The 26,999-nt window shown below is 69.8% G+C and carries 28 protein-coding genes; 20 read left to right on the top strand and 8 right to left on the bottom strand.

Going from position 1 to position 26,999, the window contains the following annotated elements; all coding sequences use genetic code 11:
* Positions 1–82 precede the first annotated feature (82 nt).
* A complete protein-coding gene (locus D7D52_RS23990) occupies positions 83–910 on the top strand; it encodes a GNAT family N-acetyltransferase (RefSeq protein WP_120739842.1) in 828 nt (275 codons plus the stop codon).
* Between the two features lie 53 nt (positions 911–963).
* On the opposite strand, the gene D7D52_RS23985 is transcribed toward D7D52_RS23990, so the two are convergent.
* Positions 964–1,752, bottom strand: coding sequence for a hypothetical protein (locus tag D7D52_RS23985; protein ID WP_120739840.1), 789 nt, complete (start codon positions 1,750–1,752; stop codon positions 964–966).
* An 81-nt stretch (positions 1,753–1,833) separates the two neighbouring features.
* Complete coding sequence (locus D7D52_RS23980) at positions 1,834–2,403, bottom strand: lipoprotein LpqH (protein WP_120739838.1); 570 nt, start codon at positions 2,401–2,403, stop codon at positions 1,834–1,836.
* A 147-nt stretch (positions 2,404–2,550) separates the two neighbouring features.
* Between D7D52_RS23980 and D7D52_RS39365 the strand changes: the two genes are divergently transcribed.
* From D7D52_RS39365 to D7D52_RS23950, 5 genes are all read left to right on the top strand, one after another.
* Positions 2,551–4,074 carry a hypothetical protein gene (locus tag D7D52_RS39365; RefSeq protein ID WP_246024051.1) on the top strand — a complete coding sequence of 508 codons (1,524 nt, stop codon included), beginning with the start codon at positions 2,551–2,553 and terminating at the stop codon, positions 4,072–4,074.
* Positions 4,071–5,126 carry a hypothetical protein gene (locus tag D7D52_RS23965; protein WP_120739836.1) on the top strand — a complete coding sequence of 352 codons (1,056 nt, stop codon included), beginning with the start codon at positions 4,071–4,073 and terminating at the stop codon, positions 5,124–5,126. The genes D7D52_RS39365 and D7D52_RS23965 overlap by 4 nt, the downstream gene beginning before the upstream one ends.
* 1 nt (position 5,127) lies before the next feature.
* Positions 5,128–6,663: a tetratricopeptide repeat protein gene (locus D7D52_RS23960; RefSeq protein ID WP_120739834.1), complete on the top strand. Its 1,536-nt coding sequence runs from the start codon at positions 5,128–5,130 to the stop codon at positions 6,661–6,663.
* The gene (locus D7D52_RS23955) at positions 6,660–7,937 is read left to right on the top strand and encodes a CHAT domain-containing protein (RefSeq protein WP_120739832.1); all 1,278 of its coding nucleotides are present in this window, start codon (positions 6,660–6,662) and stop codon (positions 7,935–7,937) included. The genes D7D52_RS23960 and D7D52_RS23955 overlap by 4 nt, the downstream gene beginning before the upstream one ends.
* Positions 7,938–8,039: 102 nt before the next feature.
* Positions 8,040–9,362 carry a serine hydrolase domain-containing protein gene (locus D7D52_RS23950; RefSeq protein ID WP_120739830.1) on the top strand — a complete coding sequence of 441 codons (1,323 nt, stop codon included), beginning with the start codon at positions 8,040–8,042 and terminating at the stop codon, positions 9,360–9,362.
* 3 nt (positions 9,363–9,365) lie between these two features.
* On the opposite strand, the gene D7D52_RS23945 is transcribed toward D7D52_RS23950, so the two are convergent.
* Positions 9,366–10,016: a double zinc ribbon domain-containing protein gene (locus D7D52_RS23945; protein WP_120739828.1), complete on the bottom strand. Its 651-nt coding sequence runs from the start codon at positions 10,014–10,016 to the stop codon at positions 9,366–9,368.
* Between the two features lie 144 nt (positions 10,017–10,160).
* Complete coding sequence (locus D7D52_RS23940) at positions 10,161–10,889, bottom strand: SDR family NAD(P)-dependent oxidoreductase (protein WP_120739826.1); 729 nt, start codon at positions 10,887–10,889, stop codon at positions 10,161–10,163.
* Positions 10,890–10,991: 102 nt separating this feature from the next.
* Between D7D52_RS23940 and D7D52_RS23935 the strand changes: the two genes are divergently transcribed.
* The 6 genes from D7D52_RS23935 (at position 10,992) to D7D52_RS23910 (ending at position 15,486) form a co-directional block, all read left to right on the top strand.
* On the top strand, positions 10,992–11,633 hold the full coding sequence (locus tag D7D52_RS23935) for a TetR/AcrR family transcriptional regulator (protein WP_120739824.1): 642 nt from the start codon (positions 10,992–10,994) through the stop codon (positions 11,631–11,633).
* Positions 11,634–11,720: 87 nt separating this feature from the next.
* Entirely contained in the window at positions 11,721–12,032 is a 312-nt protein-coding gene (locus tag D7D52_RS23930) for a hypothetical protein (RefSeq protein WP_222932663.1), read from the top strand.
* 38 nt (positions 12,033–12,070) lie between these two features.
* Positions 12,071–12,544: a hypothetical protein gene (locus D7D52_RS23925; RefSeq protein WP_120739822.1), complete on the top strand. Its 474-nt coding sequence runs from the start codon at positions 12,071–12,073 to the stop codon at positions 12,542–12,544.
* Between the two features lie 116 nt (positions 12,545–12,660).
* Positions 12,661–13,002, top strand: a complete 342-nt coding sequence (locus D7D52_RS23920) for a hypothetical protein (RefSeq protein WP_120739820.1) — start codon at positions 12,661–12,663, stop codon at positions 13,000–13,002.
* A gap of 83 nt (positions 13,003–13,085) precedes the next feature.
* The gene (locus D7D52_RS23915; RefSeq protein WP_120739818.1) at positions 13,086–14,018 is read left to right on the top strand and encodes a DMT family transporter; all 933 of its coding nucleotides are present in this window, start codon (positions 13,086–13,088) and stop codon (positions 14,016–14,018) included.
* A 313-nt stretch (positions 14,019–14,331) separates the two neighbouring features.
* On the top strand, positions 14,332–15,486 hold the full coding sequence (locus D7D52_RS23910; RefSeq protein WP_120739816.1) for an alkaline phosphatase family protein: 1,155 nt from the start codon (positions 14,332–14,334) through the stop codon (positions 15,484–15,486).
* A 13-nt stretch (positions 15,487–15,499) separates the two neighbouring features.
* On the opposite strand, the gene D7D52_RS23905 is transcribed toward D7D52_RS23910, so the two are convergent.
* Positions 15,500–15,859 carry a hypothetical protein gene (locus D7D52_RS23905; protein ID WP_120739814.1) on the bottom strand — a complete coding sequence of 120 codons (360 nt, stop codon included), beginning with the start codon at positions 15,857–15,859 and terminating at the stop codon, positions 15,500–15,502.
* Positions 15,860–16,106: 247 nt separating this feature from the next.
* Between D7D52_RS23905 and D7D52_RS23900 the strand changes: the two genes are divergently transcribed.
* From D7D52_RS23900 to D7D52_RS23885, 4 genes are all read left to right on the top strand, one after another.
* Positions 16,107–17,243, top strand: a complete 1,137-nt coding sequence (locus D7D52_RS23900; RefSeq protein ID WP_120739812.1) for an LLM class flavin-dependent oxidoreductase — start codon at positions 16,107–16,109, stop codon at positions 17,241–17,243.
* Positions 17,244–17,251: 8 nt separating this feature from the next.
* Positions 17,252–17,905 (top strand): FMN reductase, encoded by a 654-nt coding sequence (locus D7D52_RS23895; RefSeq protein ID WP_120739810.1) that lies wholly within the window; start codon positions 17,252–17,254, stop codon positions 17,903–17,905.
* Positions 17,906–17,929: 24 nt separating this feature from the next.
* Positions 17,930–18,892, top strand: coding sequence for a DUF5996 family protein (locus D7D52_RS23890; RefSeq protein ID WP_120739808.1), 963 nt, complete (start codon positions 17,930–17,932; stop codon positions 18,890–18,892).
* Positions 18,893–19,003: 111 nt separating this feature from the next.
* On the top strand, positions 19,004–20,377 hold the full coding sequence (locus tag D7D52_RS23885) for a bifunctional lysylphosphatidylglycerol flippase/synthetase MprF (protein WP_120739806.1): 1,374 nt from the start codon (positions 19,004–19,006) through the stop codon (positions 20,375–20,377).
* Positions 20,378–20,424: 47 nt separating this feature from the next.
* Here the strand turns inward: D7D52_RS23885 and D7D52_RS23880 are convergent, their stop codons facing one another.
* Genes D7D52_RS23880 through D7D52_RS23870 form a run of 3 tightly spaced genes read right to left on the bottom strand, consistent with a single transcriptional unit; the run spans position 20,425 to position 22,351 of the window.
* On the bottom strand, positions 20,425–21,177 hold the full coding sequence (locus D7D52_RS23880; RefSeq protein ID WP_120739804.1) for an alpha/beta fold hydrolase: 753 nt from the start codon (positions 21,175–21,177) through the stop codon (positions 20,425–20,427).
* A 20-nt stretch (positions 21,178–21,197) separates the two neighbouring features.
* Positions 21,198–21,947 (bottom strand): SDR family oxidoreductase, encoded by a 750-nt coding sequence (locus tag D7D52_RS23875; protein ID WP_120739802.1) that lies wholly within the window; start codon positions 21,945–21,947, stop codon positions 21,198–21,200.
* A gap of 23 nt (positions 21,948–21,970) precedes the next feature.
* Entirely contained in the window at positions 21,971–22,351 is a 381-nt protein-coding gene (locus D7D52_RS23870) for an Rv1352/Rv1906c domain-containing protein (protein WP_120739800.1), read from the bottom strand.
* 187 nt (positions 22,352–22,538) lie between these two features.
* On the opposite strand from D7D52_RS23870, the gene D7D52_RS23865 reads away from it, so the two are divergent.
* From D7D52_RS23865 to D7D52_RS23850, 4 genes are all read left to right on the top strand, one after another.
* Complete coding sequence (locus D7D52_RS23865) at positions 22,539–23,096, top strand: sigma-70 family RNA polymerase sigma factor (RefSeq protein ID WP_120739798.1); 558 nt, start codon at positions 22,539–22,541, stop codon at positions 23,094–23,096.
* A 74-nt stretch (positions 23,097–23,170) separates the two neighbouring features.
* Complete coding sequence (locus D7D52_RS23860; RefSeq protein WP_120744410.1) at positions 23,171–23,623, top strand: QcrA and Rieske domain-containing protein; 453 nt, start codon at positions 23,171–23,173, stop codon at positions 23,621–23,623.
* 247 nt (positions 23,624–23,870) lie between these two features.
* Entirely contained in the window at positions 23,871–25,577 is a 1,707-nt protein-coding gene (locus D7D52_RS40400; protein WP_425464562.1) for an N-acetylmuramoyl-L-alanine amidase, read from the top strand.
* A gap of 365 nt (positions 25,578–25,942) precedes the next feature.
* Positions 25,943–26,962, top strand: coding sequence for an Hsp70 family protein (locus D7D52_RS23850; RefSeq protein ID WP_246023251.1), 1,020 nt, complete (start codon positions 25,943–25,945; stop codon positions 26,960–26,962).
* The last annotated feature ends 37 nt before the right edge of the window (positions 26,963–26,999 follow it).

Genomic DNA, 26,999 nt, shown 5'->3' with positions numbered 1-26,999 from the left:
TTGCGAATTTTGTGACCACTGGGCAAGCCCACCGTGATCGCCGAGTCGCGGTACGTTCGAAGGTCTATACGGTGGGGGAGAAATGCGGATAGAGATCACCAGCGATCCGGTCGAGTTCCAGGCGCGTGCGGGTGCGTTCCTGGATCGGGATCCTTTGCGGCACAGCGTGCTGTGCACCATCCTGGACAACGAGATCAGCGGGCTCACCATCCCCGAGCAACCCTCGTTCTTCGCCTCCGCGCACGAGAACGAGGTGGTCGGGGTGGCCATGCGCACGGCGGGCCGCGGCGTGTGGCTCGGTGACCTGCCCGAACCCGCGGTACCAGAACTGGTCGCTCGATTCAGCGAACTCCTGCCCGAGATCGACGACGTGCACGGCGACGCCTCCGCGGCCGCCGAGTTCGCGCGGGTGTGGAGTGAGCGGCACACCACGAGCTATCGCGCCGGCCGAGTCGAACGCCTCTACCGCCTCGGCGCCTTGCGAACGCCCACCGCACCCGGCGGACCACGACAGGCGACCCTGGCCGATCTCGAACTCTGCGCCCGGTGGAATGCCGCCATGGCCGCCGAACTGGAGGGAGTCCCGCTCGCACTCGACGACGCGGGGTTGCGCGGGCGCCTCGGCGCCGGACGTTGGTGGCTGTGGGAGGACGGCGGTCGCCCGGTGAGCTTGACCGCGCATCAGGCGGCGGTGCGCGGCTGGTCGCGCATCGGGCCTGTGTACACGCCGCCCGAAACCCGCGGCCGCGGTTACGCTTCCGCGTTGGTCGCGCATGTCTCGGGCAGGTTGCGCACCGCGGGCCTGGATGTCTGTCTCTACACCGATCTCGGAAATCCGACCTCGAACAAGATCTATCGTGCGATCGGGTTCGAGGAGGTGTTCGATCAAGTGCAGTACGTGTTCGCATGACGAAGAGCCGCCGGCGAATCCGCCTGCGGCTCTGTGATTTTCCGAGATCATGATCAGTTCGCGGTGTTGACCGGCAGCGAGAGCACCACCTCCTGTTCGTTCTCGGGCAGGTAGTGCACGCCCACGATGCGGCCGACCTGGACCAGCGACACCATGGCGGGGGCGAGGAACTTCTCGGTGCGCGTCTCGAAGGTGGTGCCGTCGGGGCGGGTGACCACCAGCACCAGATCCAGGCGGGTGTGGCCGTCACGGATCTCGCCGGGGACGCTCAGGGAGCGGACCACGGCCTGGGCCGCGATGCCGCGCCGGGCGATATCGAGCTTGGCCGGGGTGGTGAAGCCCTTGCGAATCATGGCCGCGTTCATGGCATCCTGCGCCGCGGTGGTGTCGCCGGACAGGTCCACCTCCACGCGGTCGAGCTTGCCGGGCAGGTAGCGGACCGGCAGCACCACGCCGGGGCGCAGCAGCGCCAGCTGGGTCAGCGGCACGATCATCTTGGCGTGTGAGGGGAAGACCTTGCCGTCGGAACCCTCGACCCGGAAGTCGATGCGCACCTGCGGCTGTTCGTTGAGGTAGACGCCGGTCTGGCGGACCCCCTCGACCGTGCCCAGACCGACCAGGCCGTTGCGAAACTGGGAGCTGTTGGCGCCGGTGAGCGCGGACATGATGCCGTCACCGCTGAAGGCGAAGACGATGGGGACGATGGTCAGGGCGATGATCGGCAGCGCCATCTGCGGGCCGACCCAGCCGAACACATCGTGGGAGGTGAGGCCGTGCCAGAGGTAGTAGCCGACGGCCAGAACGCCGAAAACGAGTGCGGCGATGCGGATTTGGTTCTTCATGTGCTTTCGTGATCCAGACGTGAGGGTCGGGCCCGCTCATGCCCGATGGCACGAGCGGGGTGGAACAGGGGTTGCTGCGGGTCAGCCGCCGACGACGGTGGAGCAGGCGAAGACGATCTCGAACTTCTCGTTCTTCGGACCGGCCATCGGGTTGCTCATGTCCACGCCGCCGACGCCCTCGCCGGAGACGGTGTAGGTGTTGCCGCTCTTGGTGACCGTCGCGCTGCCGCCCGGCATGCCGTTGCCGAAGCCCAGCGCGTACGGCGCGCCGTTGCTGCCGCCCTTGGTGCCCGCGATACCGACGGCCTGCACGGTGTTGTCGCCGGTGATGGTGGCGCTGGCGGTGAGGGTGCCGTAGGTGGCGTTGCCCTGATCCGACAGCGCGAGCGCCAGATTGCCGCCCTGCTTGGCGCAGTTGGTGTCGAACTTGGCGGTGATCGCCTTGCCGTCGACCGACACCGACGAATTGCCGCCGGCGGGAGCCGCCGTGGTGCCCGGCGCCGCGGAGCTCGCGGCGGAGGTGGCGGTCGCGGCCGTGGTCGTCGACTTGGCATTGTTGTCGTTGCTGCTGCTGCAGCCGGTGACCAGCAGGGCGGTCGCGGCGGTGGCGGCGAGGACCGCGGTGGTCAGGCGGATCGGCTTGCTGTTCATGGTCTTTCCTCGTTCTCGTGATGCTGGCTCCGGGGTGGAACCGATGCCAGAACGGTAGGAAGCCGACGCCGCCTACCGATCCCAACTTCCGGCGCGCGCGAGGCCCCGCGACTGGGATAACCTGGGCGAATGCGACGACCGCGGGCCATGGTGCTGGACGAGGTGTGGCGCCGCCTCGACGGTGTCGAACCCTTGAGCGGCCCACACGGCGGGCCGCTGCGGCGCACCGTCAAGCTCATCCTGGATCCGCTGGTGATCCGGCCGGTGCAGCATCCGCAGTGCGCGGGCGCCATGCTCACCGCCGACGGCGCGGTGCTGCTCGCGGCGCGCGTGCACGCCGCCGCCGATGTCCTGCGCGCCGCCGCCGCCTGGTTCACCCTGCTCAAACAGACCCGCCGGGCGCTGCGCATCACCGAGGGCAATGCCCAGGACCTGTACTTTCAGCGCTGCTTCGAACTGGCCACGGTCAACGGCCTGCCGGACGCGGTCCGCGATCGGGCCGCCGCCGAGACCGCGCTGCGCGCGATCCACGGCCTCAGCGCGGGCCGCACCACCCAGGCCCTCAAGGACTATCTCGCCGAGCCCGGCCGCGCCGACGAGCTGACCGAACTCATCCACACCGCCTGGCGGCGACGTCCGCTCACCGCGGTCCCCGACCATACGGCGGTGCTGGCGGAACTCCTGGAGGGTTGTGCCGCAACGCGATTCGGTGCGGCCGCCGAGGTGGACCTGGACGCGGTGATCGCCGCCTCGGTGGGAACGCACACCGGAATTCAGCTGTGGCAGGCCGAGCCCGGGATCGGCGAACCCGGCCTCCCGCCCGCCGGATCGGAGGTCGCGGCCTGTGAGCTCGGTCTGACCCTGCATCCGCTGCCGCAGCCGCCGCGCGTCGGCGTCTCGGCCTCCACCGCCACCCTGGGCCTGCCCTTCGATCGCACCATCCACGAACGCGTGTTCACCGTCCTGCAAGCCTCCAGCGAGCGCGCGGACCTGCCGCCGATCGCGGACCTCGTCGAGGCCGAGATCGCCCGCGCCTGCTCGCCCTGGGCGCTCCTGGACGAGTCGTTGCGGGCGGCCGCCGCCGCGGGAGCCGCACTGGCGGTGGACCTCCGCCCGCTGGGGGATCCGCGAGCCCGGGACCACGGTGGCGTGCCGGCTGTGCCCGAACCGGCCCTCACCCTGGCGGGGGCTGGTGCGCCCGATGCCGAACCGGTGGATATCGCCCTGGGCCAGCTGGGCGCAAGCGAACCGGCGGGCGGCGTCGCCACCCGCACCGATGGGGCGGTGGGATTGCTCGGCGCCGCAACGCATCTGGAGCGTTCGGTGGCGCCCGTCGGGGTCGCGGCGCGATTGATCAATGCGCGCTGGCAGCGGGAAGCGTATGTGCTGCAGGCGCGGCGGATGACGGTGCGGGTGGATGCGGTGGCCGGTCCGCTGGGGGCGGTCGCGGCGGATCTGCGCGTGCCGTGCCGTCCGTACCTGCGCAGGCTGTGGGCGCGGCTGCACGGCCGGGATGTGCGGGAGACGCCCGTGTACGCCGCCGACGAGCTTTGGGATCTGCTCGACGGGGTGGCGCGGTCGGTGATTCTGGACCATCGGATGCGAGTCAAGCGGGCGCTGGCCGCGAACACGCTGGCCGAACCCGACGATCGGGAATCGAGGGCGGGATGACGAACTCGGCAGTCACCATCCAGCGGTATGCCGACGGGCTGTACGGAATCGTTCCGGCGTCCGGAGCGCTGACGGCGGCGCCGGGGCCCGACACCATGGTGCTCGAGGCGATCGGCGGCCATCTGATCTGGAATGTGCTTGCCGGACCGGCGCTTCCGGCCGCGTCGATCGATGATGTCGATTCCGCGCAGGAGTGGGTCTGGGCCGTCTACGGCGAATCGGTCGCCGTCGCCCTGGACGATTTCGGCCGGGACGATGCGCCGGAAACGACTGTGCCGGTGGCGGAATCGGGGCTGTCCGTGCTCGCGGCGGCCGCTCAGCGGCTGGCGTACGCGCACTGGGCTTCGCGCTGGTGGCCCGCGTCCGTCCTGGATGGCATCGCCGCCCTGGATCCGGCGCTGCTGGATCGCGATATCGCGGCCCTCACCGAGGAGTGCGACGCCCTGGTGGACGGCCCGGACGCGGTCGTGCCGGCCGCTCCCGTGCTCCGCGTAAGCGGCTTGCGTGCTTCGGATTACGCGTTGGCGGCCGGTGACGAACCCCAGGCCGCCGGCGCACTCGTGCTGGCACGCGGGACCGCCGGCTGGGATTGGCGGCGCTGCCCGCCCGGCCTGGTGGACGCCTCCGAATCGGCCGTGTCCTGGCAGCTCGTCCGCGACTCGGCCGCCACCACCGTGGCCATCGCGGTGGCGGCCCACCCGGACCGGGTCGCCGACATTCCGGACCACCTGCGCCCCTGGGCCCGCGTCGATACCGGCCGCGGTGAATTCGATACCGCGCTGCGTCCCGCCCACGACGCCTGGGTCGGCGAATCCACGCTGTCCGCAGCGGATTCCACGCTGCGCATCGCCATCCACGTGCCCGGCTTCGGTCCGATTCCCGACACCGCGCAGCCGCTCGCGGACGCCGATTCGGCCGAGGCCGCGCTGCGTGCTCGCGTGCGGGACTTCGCGGCCGCCCGGCTGCGGCACGCCCTGGACCCGGCCGCCGAATCCCGCTTTCCACCGCTGCTGGCCGAAATCGCCGCCGCGGCCGAGGATTCGGACTTCTAGCATGGCAGCTCAGCGCGCCGGGGGCGGTCCGCCGGACGAGGAATCCGGGGTCGAGAGTCCACTGTTGCGCACGGGAGCCGAAGCGATGGCACGGGGCGAACTGTGGGAGGCACTGCGGATCTTCGAGCGGGCCGTCGAGGTGGAGGACGGGGATTACCGTCTGTGCGCGCTGGTCGACGTCGCGGTCGTGATGGACCAGCTGGGCGACCACGCCGGAGCGGCCGAACGGTTCCGGGAAGCGTTGGCGCGCATGCGGTCCGATGCGCCGCGCATGTACCCGGGCGCGCTGATCGGGCTCTCGCAGGCCCTGCAGAACCTGGGTGATCTGGACGGAGCGCAGGCCGCGCTGGAGCGGGCGCGGGCGGCGCTGGACGGGAAGGACGCACCGGGAGATCTGCGGCTGGCGTGCCTGGTGTCGTCGACGGCGGTGGCCCTGCATCGGCAACAGTGGTGGCGCGCACTGGATCTGGCGGGCGAGTCACTCGCCGCGGCGCGCCGCTTCGGGCCGGAGCGCGCGGGACATCCGCTGATGAACCTGGCCGCTGCGCATTTCGAGACCGGCCGGTGGGAGCTGGCCCAGGATTTCGCCGGGCAGGCGCTGGCCGCTTTCGAAGCCGTCGCGGACAGCGCCGGGGTCGCCGAGACACGGCAGAACCTCGCGCTGATGTACACGCGCACAGGATGTTTCGACGATGCCGAGCCGCTGCTGGCGGCCGCGCAGGAGCATTTCGATGCCGTCGGGGTGGCGCATCGGGCCGGGATCGGGTTGAAGGTCATGGGGTTCATCGCCGAACAGCGCGGGCAAGCCGACCTGGCCCAGGCCCGGTATCGCGCGGCGCTGCACCGGTTCGAGGAGTCCCGGGCCGTGATCGACGCCGCGGACGTGCGGCTGCGACTGGCCGCCACGGCCTTCGCCGCCGGCCGCTACGAGGAGGGTGAGGCCGAACTGGCCGCCGCTCGCGCCACCTACGCCGTCCGCGGGCTCGGCCTGCACTGCGCCCAGCTCGACTACTGGCATGCCGGGCTGCTGGAGCCGCTCGTCGCCCAGGTGCCCGGGTTGCTCGCGCGGGCGGTGGATCTCGCGGTGCCGGCGGCGCTCGCACTGGACGCGGTGCGCTACGAACTGCCCGACGGCGCGCAACGCGACACCTGGAACCGCCGCATCGTGGATCCCGCACTGCGGCTGGCCTTCCGCTATTCCTATCTGGCCGGCGATGCCCGGCTGGTCGCGGATCTCATCGAAAGCCAGTGCGCGGGAACGATATTGGATATCGGCAGGTTGGCATCCGATCCGCCCGCGCCGCTGGATCTGTTCGAGCCCTTCGACCCGCCCTCGGAATCCGCCGCCCCGCTGCTGGACGCCCTGCAGCTCGGTACCGCCCTGGCGGCCGTGGCGGCGAGCGCGGGTCTGCCGGTCGCCCCGCCCGCCCGTATCGCCTTGCCGCCGGACGGGCATGTGGCCCTGGACGTTTGGTTGGACGCCGCCGAACAACGTTACGGCCGTCGGCTGCGCACCGACCGGGTGATCAGCGTATGACCCCGGCCGTCCACCTCAGAATGGCCGACGCCGGGGATCTGTACCTGACCTGGCGCTGGGTCGGCGAGACCGCGCCCGGCGGGGTCGGGGTGGTGCCCGAGGACCAGGTGGCGGCGGCCATGAGCCGGTTCGCCGCCGCGCTGCCCGCGCCCGGAATCGCCGGCGGCCTCGAATCCGCGCTCACCACCGGCGAACTCGCCATGCCGGACGCGGAAAACAAGCTGGCGCAGTTCCTCTCGGCGACGTTTCTGCCCTACAACCTCGCCGTTCAACTGCACGATCTCTACAGCCGCGGCGTCCGGCCGCATATTCGCGTCCAACCCTCGCCGCGTACCGCGCAATTGCCCTGGGAGCTCATCGCGCCCGACCCCGACGTCCGGCTCGTCGAGATCGCGGAGGTCAGCGTGCTCGCGCCCGCGGGCATCGTGCACGCGCCCGCCCGCGTGGCACGCGCCTGGACGGATACCCGCAGCGGCCCGGTGGTCGCCATCCTGGATCCACGGGTGCCGGGGTTCCGGGCCGATTCCGCGCTGGGATCGGTCCTGGGCCGGATGGAGGCGGCGGCCCCGCTGGCCGCGCTGGTCGCGGCGCACGCGGCGGCCGGGCGGCTGACCCCGGCGGTCGGTGACGCGCTGGAAGCGTTCCGCCGCACCGATCTCGACCGCTCCTGGCTCGGCGAGGCCCTGCGCGCGGGGGCCGCGCGGCTGCTGTACGTCGGTCACGTCACCGCCGCCGCCCCCGAATCCGGGCGCAGCGAATCGGCCACCCTGCACCTGTCGTGCACCGCCGCCAGCCCAGGATGCGCGCCCGCCTATCGCGATCACCGGCCGCTGTCGGCGCGAGATCTGCTGCTGGGCACGCATGCGCTGCCCGCGGACCCCGCGGGCGAGAACCGGCCCGCGCGAACCGGACCCGAGATCTGGCCCATGCCCAGCCGGGTGGCCCTCATCGCCTGTGAGAGCGGCGGAGATCTGCGCTTCGCCGAACCACTCGGTTTGGTCGCGGCCATGCTGACCGGCGGTGCCGAACTGGTCACGGCCGGCCGCTGGCCGCTGCCCACCGATCTGGCCTTCCACCGGTTCGCCGGGACATCCCCGGACACGCACCCGTTCCAGGAAGCCGTCTGCGCCATCGACACCGCACACGAGTCCGACGATCCGGTGCTGGCCCTGAATGCCTGGCAGCGCGGCCATTTGGCGGCCTGGCGCGATACCGGGCTGATCGAGCATTCGCCGTTGGTCTGGGCCTCGTTCGCCACGGTCGACGCCCGCTGACCGCGCCCCCGAAACTACCGCCCCCAGAAGTCCGGGGTCACGAAAGGATAACGGGCGCAACGCTCCTCCGATGAGCTGACAGACAGTCGGAACGGAGGGCCCATGGCGCGGATCGTGACAGGTCTCATCGTCGCCACGATGGCGATCGCGGTCGCGCTGATTGCTGGACCGGTCGGCAGCGCGGCTCCCGACGGGCTGCGACAGTGCGCGGTCAGCGACGGCCGCACCCCCGAGACCGCGACACCCGAAGAGGTGGGCGTGGATTCGGCCGGGCTGCGGCGGGCGGTGGACTTCGCCTCCGACCCGACCCGGTTCACCGTGCAGGTCTACCGCAACAACTGCCTGATCGGCGGCGGGCCCAACAATCAGCACATGGGCGGCGTCGCCTGGAATCTGTGGAGCGGCACCAAGAGCGTGGTGTCGATGGTGGCCGGGGTCGCCGTCGACGAACACAAACTGCGCGTGGACGATCCGATCGGGAACTATCTGCCCGCCGGGCTCGGGGACGACGAACATCGCGCCATCACCGTGCGCAGCCTGCTCACCGAGACCTCCGGCATGGAGATCGCCATCGCGTCGGAAGGCGTCACCGGGCTGGTGCGGCTGGATCCGAATGTGGTGGCGCAGGCGCTGGCCATGCCGATCCTGCATCCGCAGGGCCAGACCTGGCAGTACAGCCAGCGCGCCGTGGATCTGCTCGTCTACGTCATCCAGCAGGCCGTCGGCGAGGACTTCCAGGCGTACGCGCAACGGAAACTGTTCGACCCGTTGGGTATTCGAACCACCGACTATCTGTGGGCGCGCGATCGCAGCGGCAACACCTACGGGCACGCCCACCTGGTGCTGCCGCCCGACGACTACGTCAAGCTCGGTCTGCTGCTGGTCAATCGCGGCAATTGGCAAGGCCGCCGGCTGATCTCGACCGACTACCTCACCGAGGCCACCACCCCCGCCGGGGTCAACCCCTGCTACGGCTTCCTGATCACCGTGAACGGGCCGGACTGCGAGGACCTGTTTCCCGGACTGCCCAAGGACGCCATCGAGATGTCGGGCATGCTGCGCCAGGACAACTACATCGTGCCGAGTCTCGGACTGCTGGTGAGCTGGACCGGCGTCACCGTTCCCGGTGGCGCGGTGAGCTTTCCGCACGACTTCCTGCGGGCGCTCACCGGCGCGTTCCGGGACCCGGCGCTGCCCGATCCGGGGCCGTATGTCGAACGGCCCGACACCGATCTGACCGACCCCATGTTCGTCAACCCGGACGCCACCCTCGCCGCGCTCGGGCTGGGACCGATGGCCTACCCCGGCTGCGGTCTGGCGCAGTGCCTGGGCAAGCCGCTGTATCCGCCCTTCGGCAGTTGGCCGCCGGGCTGCTTCATTCTCGGCTGCGCCGGCGCCGACCCGGCGACGCCCGGGATTCGCTGACAGCTATTGGGGCTGACCGCAATTGGAGCAGAACCCCGCACCCACCGGCACCTGATGGCCGCAGCCGCGGCAGTTCGACTGCAGCGACAGGGCGCTGCCGCAGGCGCCGCAGAAGCGGCCGCCGGTGGTGTTCGAACCGCAGGTCGGGCAGGAAACCCGGGCGGGAGTGGCGACATCGTGCTGGGCGGCCCAGTCCTGCCGGTAGGCGGCGTCGCGGATCTGGGAGCCGCGGGCCTCCGCCTGCGCCTGGGCGATCTGATGCTGCACCTGCGGTGAGCAGTTGGTGCACTGGCCGACCTGCTCGTTCCAGCACACGTCGTGGCAGACCCACCGGCCGCAGCCGCCACAGGCGCGGAAATCGTTGCGCACCTGCTCGACCGCACGGGCGAAGGCCTTGTCTTTGGTGCTCGAGGACGTGCCGCCCCAATGGTTGGAATAGCTCTCCGCGGCATTGGAGATCTTGTCGATGGCGCGGACCTGATCGCCGAACAGGTCGCGCAGCACCCGCAGCGCGCCGCGGCCGCGCGAGAAATAGTTCTGTTCGAACGGGGACTTGTAGGAGGTGCTGCAGCGATCGCAACGGAACTCCCACTGGAATCCATCGTCATTGGATTCGTCGTGGTAGTAGCTGGTGAAGACGACCGGACCGGACATGGTCGAGTTATTCCTTTACGGCTGAGCGGAACCCTGTGAACGGACGAGCCCGGAGCCCCCCGGACCGTGTTTCGTCAGGTTCTTATCGTATGACTCGCGCCGCCCGCAACACATCCCACGAATCAGCCGGGACCGGAATCGAATTCAGGCGGCGAACCCGACATCCTGCTCCACGGTGTCGCGGCGCGTGTACAGGTCCCAATAGTGTTCGCCCAGTTCAGTATTGGTCATGCGAGGGATGCTCATGCTCACCCCCGCCGGGACCAGCTCGGGGTGCTCGTCGATCACCCGCTCGGCCTGGCTGCCACCGATCAGCACACCGATGTTCAGCAAGGCGATGCGGACACCGGTGTCGTGTGTCTCCGCGGCCAACTGCAGCACATAGGCGCGCTGAGCAGCCAGGGCGACACCGACATTGGCCAGGTACGGATGCACCAGCCGCGGCGTCGAACCCGAGGAGAACAGCAGCGCGCCCGCGCCGCGCGCGAGCATGCCGGGCAGCAGGGCACGGGTCATGAGGATGGGGGAGTGCAGTTTCAATGCCATGGGCAGGCGTAGATCCGGCAGGTCCACGGCCAGGGTGGAGGGGGCGCGGACGGACATGTCGGCGGCCGCGCCGTGCAGGGCCACGTCGATCGGGCCGAGGGTGGCCTCGATGGCGGCGACCGTGTCGGTGATCTGCACCGGGTCGGTGACGTCGGCTTGGAAGGAGACGGCCTCGAGGCCCTCGGCTTTCAGGTCCGCGACATGCTGGGCGGCCTTGTCGGGGTGGCGTCCGATGACCGCGATGCGAAAGCCCTCGCGGCCGAAGCGCCGGGCCACGCCCATGCCCAGTCCGGGGCCGAATCCGAAGATGGCGATGGTCTTGCTCATGAGGCTGCCTCACTAAGTTGAGCACGGGTTCAAGTTATGAGCCGACGCTAGCATGAAGTTGAACCTATGCTCAACTTAAACCCTGGTTTGTAGGATCGGCGCATGTCCGTGCAGAAACCCCTCCGCCTCGACGCCCGTCGCAATCGCGATGCGCTGGTGACCGCGGCGCGCCAGGTGTTCGCCGAACGCGGGCTCGACGCGCCGCTCAAGGAGATCGCCGCGCGGGCGGGAGTGGCCATCGGCACGCTCTACAACCGGTTCCCGACCCGGGACGATCTGATCGCGGCCGCGGTGGCGGACCGCATCCAGGCGGGCGGGGCGATCGCGGAAGAGGCGCTGGCGCTTGATGATCCGTGGGAATCCTTCGTCCATCTCGTCGAAAAGATCTGTGCGCTACAGGCTTCCGATCGGCTGCTGAACGAGCTCGCGCTGCGCGCCGCGCCGAGCCCGGAGATCGCGGCCCAACGTGATCGAGGACATGCCGTCATGCGCGAAATCATCACGCGCGCACAGGACGCCGGGGTATTGCGGGCGGACTGGGCGCTCGAGGACATCGCGTTCATCACGTGGTCGCATACGCGGGTGGTCGAGCAGACCGCCGGCATCGCGCCGGATGCGTGGCGGCGCAATCTCGCCTTGCTGCTGGACGGACTGCGCGCGGAAGCGGCTCACCCGCTGCCGGTTCCGCCGATCACCGAGGAACAGCTGAACCGATCGCTGGTGGCCGAGCCGGGCCGAGGGTGAGGACCGGGGTCCCGGGGAAGCGGTGGGATCGACTCCGGTTACCGTCGAGGGGTTCGTGCATTCGCTCGTGTGTTGGAGGTAGTCAGAATGGCTTCGATTCCCGCGGTACCGACGTCGCTGCTCGCGGCCGGTGGACTCACCGGCGGTTTCGCCCTCGCCCAGGCCACCAAGAAGCGTCAGCTCGGCGGCGCGGTGTTCGCGGCCGGCACCGCGGCGGCGTTCCCGCGCTGGCGCAAGACCGTCGGCACCGGCGGCGCGGCCGCGCTGACCGGGCTCGCCATCGGCGCGATGGGCGCCTCGCATCCGCTGGCCAAGAAGATCGGCGCCTGGCCGTCGGTGGCCGTGGTGTCGGGCGTGGTGGCGGCCGCCGCCTGGGCCGCGGTGGATCGCCGCGCCTGATCACGTGCCTGCGGGCCGGAAGCGCCATACCGTGGAGTATGCGAACTTTCGTTCATCTGCTGCTCTTCGCCGCCGCCGTCGTGGTGGCGGTCGGGGTTTTCGGTCCGCTGGTCGGCACGGTCGACGCGCGGAATGTTCAGTTCTCCGAGCTACGGGACGGGTTCGCGTCCGGGCGGACACTGGACCAGATCGGGGCGCATTCGGGGGCGTTCACCACGTCGCTGGCCATCGGACTGCTGGGGGTGGCGGCGGTGCTGCTGCTGGCCGCGCTGGTCGGATCGCGGATCCTGGGCTGGATCGCGGTGATCGTGGGCCTCGTCGGACTCGGCGTGCTCACCTGGCGGCTCGACGATCGTTTCGACCACGAGTTGCGCAGCGACTACCGGCATCTGCTCGACGGGGCGTGGGGGCTGTGGCTGGTCGGCGGCGGGCTGGTGGTCGCGCTGATCCTGCTGCTGGTCCCGCGGGAACGACGGCTGCCGCCGCCTCCGCCCGCCGGTCCGCGTTTCTGATCCTGAAGCCGGGTTCGATTTCTGATCTCGAAATGCGCTGTCGGCCAAACTAGTTCGATCGACATCCGAACCACCGCGTAACCCTGGGTCGTATCTAGGGCGAACGAGGAGGTTCGATGACAAACACTGTCACCCTGACCGGCGTCCGGAAACCCTTGGCCCTGATGGCCATTGCCGGAGCCCTGCTCACCGCCGCCGCCGGAATCGCCGCGGCGGACCCGCCCGGGACCGACGCGCACGCGCCCGCCCAGCCCAGCGGTTCGCCGCACACGGTCGTCACCTACGGCTACGACGGATACCCGCAATACAGCTACGTCTACACCGATCCGGCACCGGCCCAGGCGCCCGCACCCGCCAATCGCCTCGCCGATCCGGGCCAGGACCGCACGTGGCAACCGGTTTCGCGACCCGACGGCTCGGGGTGGACCGTGTGCCGCCTCGATGCCGCGACCTGCTGACCGTCCTTCCGCCCGCGCATCGGCGGGAATGCGACGTCCGAAATCCGCATGAATCCTCGCCCGCCGTGCTCTAGTTTCGGTGAATGGCAGCAGCACCGCGGATCGAATCCGACAAGCGCGCGCTGGCGGCGGCCGCCGTCACGGTCATCCTCTGGGCCTCGGCCTTCGTCTTCATTCGCAGTGCCGGACATGCCTTTTCACCGGGCGCCCTCGCGCTGGGCCGCCTGCTCGCCGGCTCGATCACCTTGATCGCGATCATGGCGATCACCGGCGAGCGCATCCCGCCCCGCGCGGCCTGGCGCGGCATCCTGATCTCCGGGGTGCTGTGGTTCGGCGTCTACATGGTCGCCCTCAACTGGGGCGAACGCCATCTCGACGCCGGCACCGCCGCCATGGTCATCAATATCGGCCCCGTGCTGATCGCGCTGCTGGGCGGATTCGTTCTGCGCGAAGGCTTTCCGCCTCGCCTGATGGCCGGAGTCGCGGTGGCGTTCCTCGGCGCGGTGATCGTCGGCCTGTCCAACTCCGGCGGCGGCTCGGCCGCCGCCCTCGGCGTCGCCCTCTGCGTGCTGGCCGCCATCTGCTGGGCAGTCTCGGTGGTGATCCAAAAACCCATCCTCGCCCACGCCTCCGCCCTCCAGGTCACCACCGGCGGCTGCCTCGTGGGAACCATTGCCTGCCTACCCTTTTCCCCCCAACTCATCTCCCAAGCCACCGCCGCCCCCCTCACCGCCACCCTCAGCCTCCTCTACCTCGGCGTCTTCCCCACCGCCCTGGCCTTCACCACCTGGGCCTACGCCCTCTCCCACACCCCCGCCGGCACCCTCGGCGCCACCACCTACGCCGTCCCCGCCCTAGTCATCCTCCTCTCCTGGCTCACCCTGGCCGAAGTCCCCACCCCCCTCGCCCTCCTAGGCGGCCTCCTCTGCCTCTCCGGCGTAGCCCTCACCCGCTCCGGCCCCGCCCGATCAGCCCAACCAGCACCCGTCACTGCTCGGCGCAATTCGTCGGAGTGAGCTGAATTACACAGTGCTGTGGGGGTGAGTGGATTCATGATGCCGGGTGGGGGCGGGCGCTAATACGGTGGGACTGCAATATGTCGTCTGCCGGAAAGTTTGAGTGATGCCGCTTATCAATCTTGGTTCTGCTGCCATCGATCTGGCCAATACCGTTACCGGTATTGCTGCCAACATCACCTACCTGTTGAAGGCGTGGGGGCTGGCCTGATTCGCCGCTTCGGGTGCGCAGGGAAACCGCCTCTTTGGGGGGCGGTTTTCGCGTATTCGGGGTTGGGTGAGGGGGCGGGGGGAGATCGCTTAGGGTCGGTGAATGGTCAGTGCCGCAGCGGGGATGGCGCCGTACAGCCTTGCCGACGTTTTGCCGTCTATTGCGGCCTCGTTCGGGCTCGGTGGGGGGAATGCGCTGGGTGTCGCGGCCAATCGGGATGTGGTGGTGCTGCTGATCGATGGGTTGGGGGCGGAACTGGTTGCGCGGCATCGGGAGAGTGCGCCTACTCTGGCCGCCTTCGCTGCCACGACGCTTGCGGCCGGGTTTCCCGCTACTACGGCGACCAGTCTGACCACGCTGGCTCTCGGCGCACCGTGTGCGACCCACGGCATCATCGGTTACAGCTTCGCCATGCCGGGTGCGGGGCGTCCGCGCTTGTTGAATTCCCTGCGCTGGACACTGGATTCGGCCACCGGGGAGGACGCCCGTGAGGTGTATCCGCCGGAGGCGGTGCAGCCCAATCGCAGTCGGCTCGAGGACATGGCCGCGCACGGGGTGGAGATGCACTATGTGATTCCCGGCTACCAGCAGACCTCCGGGCTGACGCGCGCCGCCTTCCGCGCCCCGGGCGTCCTGCATCCCGCCGCCACCCTGGACGAGCTGCGAGCTGGAATCCTCGCTGTGGCAAACCATTCCGGCACCAACCGGCGCTTCGCCTACGCCTACTTCCCGGAGCTCGACGCCAACGGGCATCTCTACGGACCGGACTCCCCGCAGTGGCTGGCCACGCTCCGCGCTGTCGACGCCTGCGTCGCCGACCTGTTCTCCGCGCTTCCGGCCACCTGCACCCTGCTGATCACCGGCGACCACGGAATGATCCACGCGGACACCGCCATCGACCTCGACGCCAACCCCGCCCTGCACCGCGACGTGGCGTTGATCGCAGGCGAGCCGCGAGTCCGCCACATCTATCTCCACCGCGCCGAGGCGCTGGCCGATACCCATGCGGCGTGGTCGGCCGAATTGTCCACGCACGCCACGGTTGTCACCCGCGCGCAAGCCCTCGACGAGCACTGGTTCGGCCCGACCCCGCCGTCCTCGGTGATCGCCGCCCGCCTCGGCGACCTGATCGCCGTCGCGGAGCACAACGCGGTGCTGGTCCGGCCCGAGGTCGAACCCCTGGAGTCGTCCCTGGTCGGCCACCACGGCGCCCGCACCTCCGCCGAACAACTCGTCCCCCTGATCTCCCGCGGCTGAGCGGGAAGACGAATCAGCCGGCGGATACCAGCCCGGCTCGCCGGCGAGTCTCCTCCTCGGGGCAGGCGGTGGGGAGGGCGCGGCGGCGGCTGGTGCGGACCGCGGCGCTGAAGAGCTGGTATTCGGCCGAGGGAACACAGACCTCGCGGTAGGGGTGGCGCGGGACGACGCGGCGATGCGGGCCGGGAATGACCACACCGCGGCGCGCGTCGGGCGCGGATTCCTGGGCGCGGACCCAGGTCTGCATGGTGTGGGAGTCGATACTGGGCAGGTATTCCACCGCTCGATCCCATTCCAGGCCCTCCACCTGTTTCGGATCGGCGACCGCGGTCACGACGACGGCGTATGCCGTGCCGACGGTGTTGTCCGCCATTGGATCTACCCCCTGTCCATGCTCGACATCTCCGGCGTTGCGCGGGGAGTATTCAGGATACGTCGAAAGATCTTGCACTACTGCGCGTTTCACTGTACCCGCAAGTATTTTGCGGGTATGCCCTGGTCCCGGCGGTGGGGAAGTGGCGCGAATCACCGCCGGGCGCGGCCCCGGAATACCCGCCGGGACCCCTATGTTCAAGTGGTTGCCATATCCACCAAGCGTGGACGCGACCCGAGGAGGACCCGTGCAGTTCGGACTATTCAGCGTCGGTGACGTCACCATGGACCCCACCACCGGCCGGACTCCGACCGAGGCCGAGCGCATCCAGGCCATGGTCGCGATCGCCCGCAAGGCCGAGGAGGTCGGCCTCGACGTCTTCGCCACCGGCGAGCACCACAACCCGCCGTTCGTGCCGTCCTCGCCGACCACCATGCTCGGCTACATCGCGGCCAAGACCGAGCGGCTGGCCCTGTCGACCGCCACCACCCTCATCACCACCAGCGACCCGGTCAAGATCGCCGAGGACTTCGCCATGCTGCAGCACCTGGCCGGCGGCCGGGTCGATCTCATGATGGGCCGCGGCAACACCGGACCGGTGTATCCCTGGTTCGGCAAGGACATTCGCGACGGCATCCCGCTGGCCATCGAGAACTACCACCTGCTGCGCCGGCTGTGGCGCGAGCGAAACATCAACTGGGAAGGCAAGTTCCGCACCCCGCTGCAGGGCTACACCTCCACCCCCGCACCCCTGGACGACACCCCGCCGTTCGTGTGGCACGGCTCCATCCGCTCGCCCGAAATCGCCGAGCAGGCCGCCTATTACGGCGATGGGTTCTTCCACAACAACATCTTCTGGAACCCGGAGCACACCCGGCAGATGGTGACCCTGTACCGCCGTCGCTTCGAGCACTACGGGCACGGCGCGGCCGAGCAGGCCATCGTCGGACTCGGCGGACAGGCGTTCATGGCCGAGACCGAGGCCGAGGCCAAGCGCATCTTCCGCCCCTACTTCGACAACGCCCCGGTCTACGGCCACGGCCCGTCGCTGGAGGAGTTCACCGAGCTGACCCCGCTCACCGTCGGCACCCCCGAACAGGTCATCGAACGCACCCTGGGCTTCGCCGACAATGTCGGCGACTACCAGCGGCAGCTGTTCCTGATGGACCACGCCGGCCTGCCGCTGGAGCTGGTGCTCGAACAGATCGAGATCCTCGGCAAGGAAGTGGTTCCGGTGCTGCGCAAGGAATTCGAGGCGCGCCGGCCGGTCGAGGTGCCCAGCGAGCCGCCCACCCACGCCTCGCTGGTCGCCGCCGGCCCCGACGCACCCCACCACCTGGTCGAGCCCGCCCGCGCGCGGGTGCTCGCCGACGAGAAGAACTGAGGGCCACCATGTCTCGTAAAGTCGTCGTGCTCAGCGCCGGCCTGTCGCAGCCGTCGTCCACCCGGCTGCTCGCCGACCAGCTCGCCGCCGCGGTCGCCGCGGCGGTGGGCGGACGCGGGGAGAGCCTGGAGGTCGAGGTGATCGAATTGCGGGAAGTGGCAACCGATCTCGCCACCACCATGACCACCGGCTTGCCCGCGCCCGCGGTCGTCGCGGCCCGCGAGAAGGTCTCCGACGCGGACGGTGTGATCGCGGTGACCCCGGTGTTCACGGCCAGCTACAGCGGCCTGTTCAAGATGTTCGTCGACGCCTTGGACACCGAGGCGCTCAACGGCATGCCGGTGCTGATCGCCGCCACGGCGGGTTCTGCCAGACATTCGCTGGTGCTGGATTACGCCCTGCGGCCGCTGTTCACCTATCTGCGGGCCGTCGTCGTGCCGACCGGTGTGTTCGCGGCCACCGAGGACTTCGGTTCCACCGGTCTGACCGAGCGCGTGCACCGCGCCGCCTCGGAACTGGCCCAGCTCGTGGTCGCCGAACCGGCCGGGGTGCAGGGCTTCCTGCGGGACGAGCCGGTGCGGCACCGCAGCTCCGGCAACGGTGTCGGGGCGGTGCGCCCGTTCAGCGAACTGCTGGCCGGACACGCCGGAGACGGTCGATAACCAAACGGTAGCTATGGTGGAGGGATGGCCGAGGAACCACTGCCCGCCATCCCGCTCGACTCCTGGCGGCCCACCAAGGAAACCCTGCACCGCTACGCCCAGATCATCGGCAAGGTGGCACTGGCCAAAGGCATTCGCCGCAATCACTGGTGGCATATGACCTACCGGCTCACCGCCCGCGGCTGGACCACCGTGCCACTGGGCACCGCATCGGAAGGGCCGGTGTTCACCTGCGAATTCGATTTCTTCGATCACGTGCTGCGGCTCGCGAACGACCGCGGCACGTGCGAGGAGGTCCCGCTGGGCGGGCAGTCGGTGGCCAGTTTCTACCTCCAGGCCATGAGCGGACTGCGCAATCTCGGCGTCGAGGTCACCCTCGCCCACCCGACCCCCTACGACCTGCCCGACCACGGACGGCCCTTCGACGAGGACGAGCAACACCACGCCTACGATCCCGCCGCGGCCCAGCGGGCGTTCCGGGTGCAGAGCCAGGTCGGCCGGATCCTCGAGGAGTTCAGCGCCACCTACTCGGGCAAGATCTCGCCCGTTCAACTGTTCTGGCACACCTTCGACCTGGCCGTCCAGCGCTTCTCCGCCCGCAAGATCGCCATGCCCGACAGCGTGGATCCGGTGACCCGCGAGGCCTATTCGCGCGAGGTCGTCAGCGCCGGCTTCTGGTTCGGTGACGACAAGATCCCCGCCCCCACCTTCTACTCCTACACCGCACCCGAGCCCGCCGGCCTAGCCGACCAGCCGTTGCGCCCGGCCGCGGCCCGGTGGACGGCCTCGGGCTCCGGCCACAACGCCTATCTGCCCTACGACGACGTCCGCGCGGCCGCCGACCCGATCGCTACCGCCCTGGACTTCTTCCAATCCGCCTACGAGGCGGGATCGCGTCTCGCAGGGTGGGACGCGGTGGGCCTGGCCTGCAACAATGGCATTACCGATCCGGTATTGACCACGCCGCACCTGGGCTGGCCGGAATAACCGGATGCTCCGAATCGTCTCTCCGGCATAGTGTGTCGAAGAGGAGACATGGGATGATCGTCATGGGGAGAGGGCCCACGAGGCTTTCGCGCGTGGAGGAGAGGGGTCCAGATGCGTGACGAACGCATACCGAATCCGACGCTGACGGCGTACCGGGAAACCACGTTCACCGCCGGCCCCAACACGCGGGTCGGGCTGATGGGCGCGCTGGTGCTGGGCAGCGTCATCCTGGTGTGGGCGGCCGAACGCGCCTCCCGCGAGGGCAATGATCACGGCTGGTTCGTCGCGGTGTCCTTCGCCGGACTGTTCGTGGCGCGCGGGCTCTACCTGCGCCGGCCCATCACCCTGCCGCACCTCACGATCGCGGCCATGACGCTGGTGATCTCCAACTTCAGCTATCGCACCGACCACCCGGCCATCGGATTCGTGTTCCTCGCCGCCAGCGGCGCCATCCTGGTGCTGCCGCAGGGCAGCAAACCACAGCCCGAACAGCTGTCGCGGGTGGCGGAGCTGGTGCGGCGCAGCCAGGGAGATCCCTTGGCGCCCTTCGCCCTGCACTCGTCCAAGAGCTACTTCTTCGCCGAGGACGGCTCCGCGGCCATCGCCTACCGGGCCCGGCTCGGAATCGCCGTCGTCGCGGGCGATCCCATCGGCGACGCCGAGCGGTTCCCCGAATTGCTCACCGAATTCTCGCTTTTCGCGGGCAGCCACGGCTGGAAGATCGCCGTGCTGGGCGCCAGCCCGCAGGCCGTACGGACCTGGCAGCGTCGCGCGGTCGACCATCGCGGGCTGCGCGCCATCGCCATCGGCCGCGACGTGGTCCTCGAGGTCGGCCAATTCGACCTGGTCGGACGGAAATTCCGTAATCTGCGCCAGGCGGTGAGCCGCACCAAGAACTTCGGCGTCACCACCGAGATCGTGCCCGAGGTCGCGCTCACCGAACCGCAGCGCGACACCCTGCTGGCCATCGTCGACGAATGGGGGCACGGGCGGCAGACCCGTGGCTTCTCCATGATCCTCGACCACCTGCTCGACGGGCGGCATCCCGGCATGCTGGTGGTGATGGCGCGCGACGCCGACGGCCGGGTGGTGGGATTCCAGCGCTACGGCATGTCCGGCAACGGCCAGGAGCTGAGTCTCGACGTGCCGTGGCGGCGGCACGACGCACCCAACGGGCTCGACGAGCGCATGATCGTGGACCTGGTGGAATACGCGCGCGAACGCGGGATCAAGCGAATCTCGCTGGCGTTCGCGGCTTTTCCGGAGATCTTCGCCGACAAGCAGCGGTCGCGGACCATGCAGGCGGTGTATCTCGCGGTGCGGGCCGGCGATCCGCTCATCCGGCTGGAATCGCTGTACCGATTCCTGCGGAAGTTCAACAGCTTCGGCGATCAGCGGTATGTGATGCTGCGCTGGCGCGAGATCTTGATCGTGGCGATGGCGTTGCTGAGTCTCGAGTTCGTACCGCATCGCAAGCAGTACTGAACAACTCTCGGGGGTAAACCCCCGAAACCCCTTGATCACCAGCGCTGTTACTTCAAGAACTCGACCAGGGCCGCGGAGAAGCCGGGGTCGGCGACGGCGGCCAGGTGATCGCCGGGGACGACGACACACCGCGCATCGGGCAGGGCGGCGGCGAGGCGCTCGGGTTCGGCCGCGAACGGGTCGGCATCGCCGGCCAGTACCAGGGCGGGAACCGTGATATCCGAGAGGGATTCGATGGGCGCCTCGTTCAGCCCGGTCGCCACCATGGCGATGGCCTCGCGATCCACGCCCAGGGCATCGGCGAGGATGCGGAACATGCGGGCGTTCGGCACGATCTCCGCCGGGTCGGCGGTCATGGCGGTCACGATGTCGCCGGATTCGATGACGCGCCAGTCGATCCCGCCGCAATCCACCACACCGCAGCCGATACCGCCCACGACCAGCCGCTCCACCCGCTTGTCGGCGGTCGCGACCAGCAGCGAGACGATCCCGCCCATCGAATAGCCCACCTGCGCAACCCGATCCAGCCCGAGATGGTCGTACAGCGCACGCACGTCGTCGGCCATGGCCCGCCAGGAATAGCGGGCCGCGTCGTGCGGTTTCTCCGAGCGCCCGTGCCCGCGCGCGTCCAGCGAGATCACGTGATGACCCGCCCGCTGCAGCGCCGCCACCACGCCCACGCTCATCCAGTTGGCGTTGGTGTCGGCGACCACGCCGTGCTGCAGCACCACCGGAACGCCCTCGCCCTCCCACACCGTGTAGTTGAGCTCGAGGCCATCCCAGGTGGTGAACTTCGCCATGCCGCGATGCTAGCGGGCGATCAGCCCAGCCGCGCCATGATCGCGCGCGGCAGCAGCGGCATCACCAAACCCAGCGCTCGCCACGGCCATTCGGGGACCGAGGCGCGCACGGCCTCGCGCTCGATCGCCGCGACCATGGAGTTCACGCCCTTGTCCAGGGGCGCGACCAGCTTGGCGTCGCCGGCCTTGGCCGCCATATCGGTGGCGATGAAGCCGGGCTGCACGGTGGTGACCTTGATCGGGGTGCCGCGCAGCTCGATGGCCAGGCCCTCGCCCAGCGCCGTGACGCCCGCCTTGCTGGCGGCATAGGCGGTCTTCTTGCCCGGCAGCCCGCGCACCGCGCTCATGGACGAGATGAGCACCAGATGGCCGGACCGCTGCTGCCGGAAGATGCTCACCGCCGCCTCGGCCTGCGCCAGCGCGCTCACGAAATTCGTGGTGGCGGTGGCCAGGTTCGCGTCCGCGCGGCCGGTGCCGATGCGTGCGCCCTTGCCGATACCGGCATTGACGATGATCCGGTCCAGGCCGCCGAGTTCGGCGCGCAGCTCCTCGAAGACCTTCGGGATGGCGGCGTGATCGTCGACGTCCAGCCCGCGCACCGCGACGGCGATGCCGGGGTGCGCGGCCAGCAGCTCGGCGCGCAGTTCCTCCAGGTTCGACACGCGCCGGGCGCACAGCGCGAGATCGCGCCCGCGCCGGGCGAATTCGCGGGCCATGCCCGCGCCCAGTCCGGAGCTGGCACCGGTGATGAGAATCTTGCGCCTGGTCATGCCGCCACCCTAGCCGCGGGGTTCTACCCGGCCGAGCCGGTGTTCGGCTTGGCGTCCGTCAGATGCCAGGCCCCGCAGTTCTGGGTCGAGAACCCGACATCGGTCGCCTTGATCTCCACCGTGACCGGTTTGGTCCGCACGAAATCGCTGGCGATGATGTAGTAGTTCGGGTCCGGATAGTCCTCGGGGGTCTGGATTTTCCACAGCCGCCGCCAGAAGCAGCCGCCGGTCGCCGGATCCGGTGTCCCGTCGCCGATATAAATCCCCGGCTTGATGTCGATATTGACCAAATAGGTGCCGTCGACCGTGATATCGCCGGCCGGTTCGGCCGCCGCGATTCCGGATGCGGCCATTGTCAGCGCGGATGCGAATGCTCCCGCGGCCACGAGCGCGCCTGCACGCACGATTCTTCCTCCCTGAACAGCTCTCACTGCACCGCACGGTTCCCGGCGTGCGGTGTGTGGGTGATCCCCGCGTTCTCCCGGGGAGGGGTCTACCAGAAAGTGCGGTCTGTTTTCGGGAATTCGCCGGATTTCGGCACATATCCAATCCCCGGCGATGCCCTTTTGGGCTGTCGAACGATATTCATGCATGAGAAGACTTCGCCCGGTCCCCACCGGATGCGCCGACGACTGCGCGCGGCTGTGCACCGACGCGGGTCTGGCGGCCGTGCTCGCCGCCGATCGCGGCCTGCTGCACTGGCGAGCCATGAGCCGCCTGGGTGATCCGGGCCTGGCCGAGCAGGCCGTCCAGGAAACCCTGCTGCGCGCCTGGCGGGCCTGCGCCAGCTACGACCCGGCGCGCGGCAGCGTGCGCACCTGGCTGCTCACCATCGAACGCAACGTGCTCATCGACACCGCGCGCTTCCGGGCCGCCCGACCCGGCGACACCAGCTGGGACGAGATCGGCGAACAGGCCGAAAACCACTGCGCCCGCCCCGATTTCGTGGAGGATCTGACCGACGGCCTGGTGGTCGCCGCACTGCTCGAGCAATTGCCCGCCCCGCAACGCGACGCGGTCGTGCAGGTCATCCTGTGCGATCGCGCCTATCAGGACGTGGCGGCGGATCTCGGCATACCGGTGGGCACCGTCAAGACCCGAGTGCACTACGCGCTGCGGTCGCTGCGCCGATTACCGCTCAGCGCGTGAACCCGCGACGCCTCCGGCACGTCGAACAAGCAGTGGCCGCGGCGCCCGCCGCGGCCCCGAGCGAGGAGTTACCGATGACCGAGAACAGCCCGGCCCCGGCCGGATTCCGCATGGACCGCCGCACCGCCATGGCCACCACCGCCGTCGCCGCCACCGCCCTCGCCGTGGCGGGTTGCAGCAGCGCCTCCGATCAGCCCGCCTCCGCGGCGCCCACCGTGAAGGGCGACGCCCCGGCCGCGAAAAAGGACGGCGGCACGCTCGCCAATACCGCCGATGTTCCGGTCGGCGGCGGGCTGATCAGCGGCGACACCGTCATCACGCAGCCGGCGGCCGGTCAGTTCCAAGGGTTTTCCGCCACCTGCACCCATCTGGGCTGCAAGGTCAACGAGGTGGCCGGCGGATTGATCAAGTGCCCTTGTCACGGCAGCACTTTCCACCTGGACGGCAGCGTGGCGGGCGGCCCCGCGCCCCGGGCGCTGGATGCCAAGGCGATTCGGGTGGACGGGGACAAAATCGTTTCGGCCTGAGTGCCGGGCGCGTCGCCGCGGCCGCCCGGGCCGATTGCGGGATAGTGGCCTGGTGGCCGATTGCCCGCTGTCCGCCGTACGGCCCTGAACAGCGGTTTCCAGACCTCCGACCACGAGTAACAGTTCGATCACGACGCTTGCCAGAAGGTAACTGACTTGCCAGAGTGCTGTTGTTGCCAAAGTGAAAGCTGGGTCTGGTGTTACTATTGGGAAGGGAGGGGCGCTCCGCCCCGAGCGCCGTCCGCTTATGAAACCGAGCATCACCAAGTCCGCGATCATCACCGCCGTCACCGCGGCGGCCATCACGACCGTGACCGGCCTGATCCCGGTCGCCGCGCTGGCCGCGCCGGCCCTGCCCGAGCTGCCGCAGAAGCTCGCCGGCAAAACCGTCTTCCTGGACCCGGGTCATCAGGGTCCCAATCACACCCAAGACGAGAACAAGCAGGTCAGCGACGGCCGCGGCGGCACCAAGGCGTGCCAGACCACCGGCATGACCAGCCTGCACGGCGTCGCCGAGCACACCATCAACTGGAATGTCGCGCAGCTCGTCCGGACCTCGCTCGAGGGGCTCGGCGCGCACGTGGTCATGAGCCGCGCCGACGACACCGGCTGGGGTGGATGCGTCGACGAGCGCGCCAGCGCCGCCAATGCCTCCGGCGCGGACATCGCGCTGAGCATCCACGCCGACAGCGGGCCCGCCACCGGGCGCGGCTTCCACCTCATCGTGCCGCAACTGCCGGTGCCCGACGCCAAGGTCAACGAGGTGCAGTCCGGTGCCGGGCTCGCCGCGTCGAAGGCCATGCGCGACGCCTACATTCAGAGCGGCTACAGCGCCGCCACCTACAACGGGGCCGTCGACGGACTGCAGACGCGCTCCGATATCGCCGGTCCGGCGCTCACCACCGTGCCGGATGTGTTCCTCGAAATGGGCAATGGCGCCAATGCCGAGGACGCGCAGCAGCTCGAGACCCCGGAGGGGCAGCTCAAGCACGCGGTCACCATCGTGACCGGGCTCGCGTCGTATCTGCTCGGGGTGCCGGTGCCGCCGGCGGAGACCGAGAAGCCGGCCGAGGCGGCCACGCAACCGGGACAGGCGGCTCCGGCGCAGCCCGCGCAGGCGCAGGTCGCGCCCGCGGCGGGTCCGGCCGAGACGCCGCAGCCGGTGGCGCCGGTGCAGCCGCAGGCTCAGGTGCCGCAGACACAGCCGCAGGCGCAGGTGCCGCAGTCGCAGCCGCAGGCGCAGGCTCCGCAGGCCCAGGTGCCGCAGACGCAACCGCAGGCGCAGGCCCCGCAGGTGCAGCCACAGGCTCAGGTGCCCGGGCAGTCCGGGCAGACGCCCGCGCAGCCGGGGCAGTCCGGTCAGCTGCCCGCACAGTCGAATCCGGCTCCGGCGCAGTCGAATCCGGGCGATCCGGGGGTTCAGGGCGGGTGGGATGCCTTCCAGGCGCTGGCGGACCAGTTCCTGAATTTCGGGCAGCAGCAAGGCACGAAGCCGCAGACGCAACCCGGCCAGGCGACCCCGCCGCAGGCGACTCCGGCGCAGCCCGGTAGCGCTCCGGCGGCGCAGCCGGGTTCCACTCCCGCGGCCAAGCCCGCAGCCGTTCCGGCGGTGAAGCCGGTCGCGGGCCCGCGGGCGCCGCAGCGTCCGGCTCCGGGCGGGCAGCAGACGCCGAGCCCGGGCGCGCCTGGCGCACAGGCGAATCCGGGTGTGCAGGCGCAGTCGCCGGATCCGGCGGGACAGTCGCCCGACAAGCAGTCGCCGAAGTCCAAGTCCGACGGCGGTCTCGATGTCGACACCATGAGCACGCTGGTGCAGACGGCCGTCAAGTTCTTCGGTCCGCTGGCCAAGATGCTGCTGGGCAATACCGGCGTGGCCCCGGATCTGATCAACCTGGCCTACAGCGTGGTGTCGGTGCTCAGTACCAACATGCTATCCACGCCCGCCACCAAATAGGATCACCTGCTACCAACGCCCCCGCTCCGAATTGTCCGGAGCGGGGGCGTTTTTCATCATCGAAGGTCACCGCCGAGACAAGCGTCCGAGGCTGTCTCCGCTGTCTCGCGACCGGCGAATCGTCGGCTGCGGGCAAATATCGCGCGACCCGAACACGCGCGACCTCAGCGGCCCGCAGCCTGCCTGGACAGCATGGTTGTCACGACAATGCGGCGCACGTGCGGACAACCGCGTGTCCGGTGGTTGGCAAGCATTCGGCGCAGGAGTTGCATGAATTCGGGTCGGGTCGGGTCAGGGAAGGGCCGGCGAGGAACGCTCGGCTCGAGGGATCGGCTCGTCGATAGAGGTGGATGATGGCGTTCGGTGTGGGTTTGTCTATCGGCACGGTGAACACGGTCTGCTCGACAGCGGCCGATCGATCCGGAAAGCATCCCCCCGGCCGTCGCGGGGCCCAGGCCGCGCCGCCCACGACGTGGCGCACCACCCTCACCTTCGACAGCTCCGGTACCGCGCGCGTCGGCCGCATTCCCCGCCACGGGCGCGTGATCACCGAATTCGCCGATCTCACTCAGCGCGGCGCCCCGGTCGCGCGGGTCGGGCACCGCGCGCTGTCGGCCGCCGATCTGGTGGCGACCGTGGCGCACAGCGTGGTCGCGGAGGTCTTGGGCGAGCCGCCGGCCGGCCCGCTGGACAGTGGGGAGGCCGGTATCGCGGTGACGCATCCGGCCGGATACTCCGCCGAGCTGGTCGGCGATCTGCGCGCGGCCCTCGACAGCGTCGGGCTCGCACGCGCCGCCCTGCTGGCCGAGCCGATCGCCGCCGCCACCTGGCTGGCGGCCGAACGTGGGCCGCTCACACCGGGTTTGGCGCTGGTCTACGACCTGGGCGGGTCCGGGCTGGACGTCACGCTGCTGCGGGTGGGCATGGGCGCGCCGAGCAATCCGGTGGTCGGGTTGCCGTTGCATTCGGTCGAATACGGCGGCCGGGCCTTCGGTGACATGGTGGCTCGCAAGCTGCGGCGCACCGCGGGCGCGCAGGTGGTGCCGCGCGGGTTGTCGGACGCGGATTCCGGGGAGTTGCGCGGCGAGCACATTCGCCGGTCGCTGGCGCTGGTCTACAAATGCCTGCGCATCGCGGATGTGACCATGGCGGACGTGGATCGGATCCTGGTGGTCGGCGGTGCGGCCCGCCCGCCCGAGGTGGCGCAGGTCTTGGCCAAGGAGCTGGCGCGTCCGGTGGTGGTCGCCGCCGATCCGGAGCGCACGATCGCCGACGGCGCGGCCCTGGCGGCCCGGCAGTCGCTGCGGGAGCAGGATTCGGGCGGCCATCGCCATCATTCGCTCACCGGTCTGTTCCGGCGCGTCACCCGGGTGGCGGCGCTCTGACCTGATCAATTGCCCTGCTACTGACGGGTTCGCGAGC

Source organism: Nocardia yunnanensis, assembly GCF_003626895.1.
Taxonomy (GTDB): Bacteria; Actinomycetota; Actinomycetes; order Mycobacteriales; family Mycobacteriaceae; genus Nocardia; species Nocardia yunnanensis.
The sequence above is the reverse complement of the archived record's forward strand: the minus strand, read 5'-3'. Positions and strand labels throughout refer to the sequence as shown.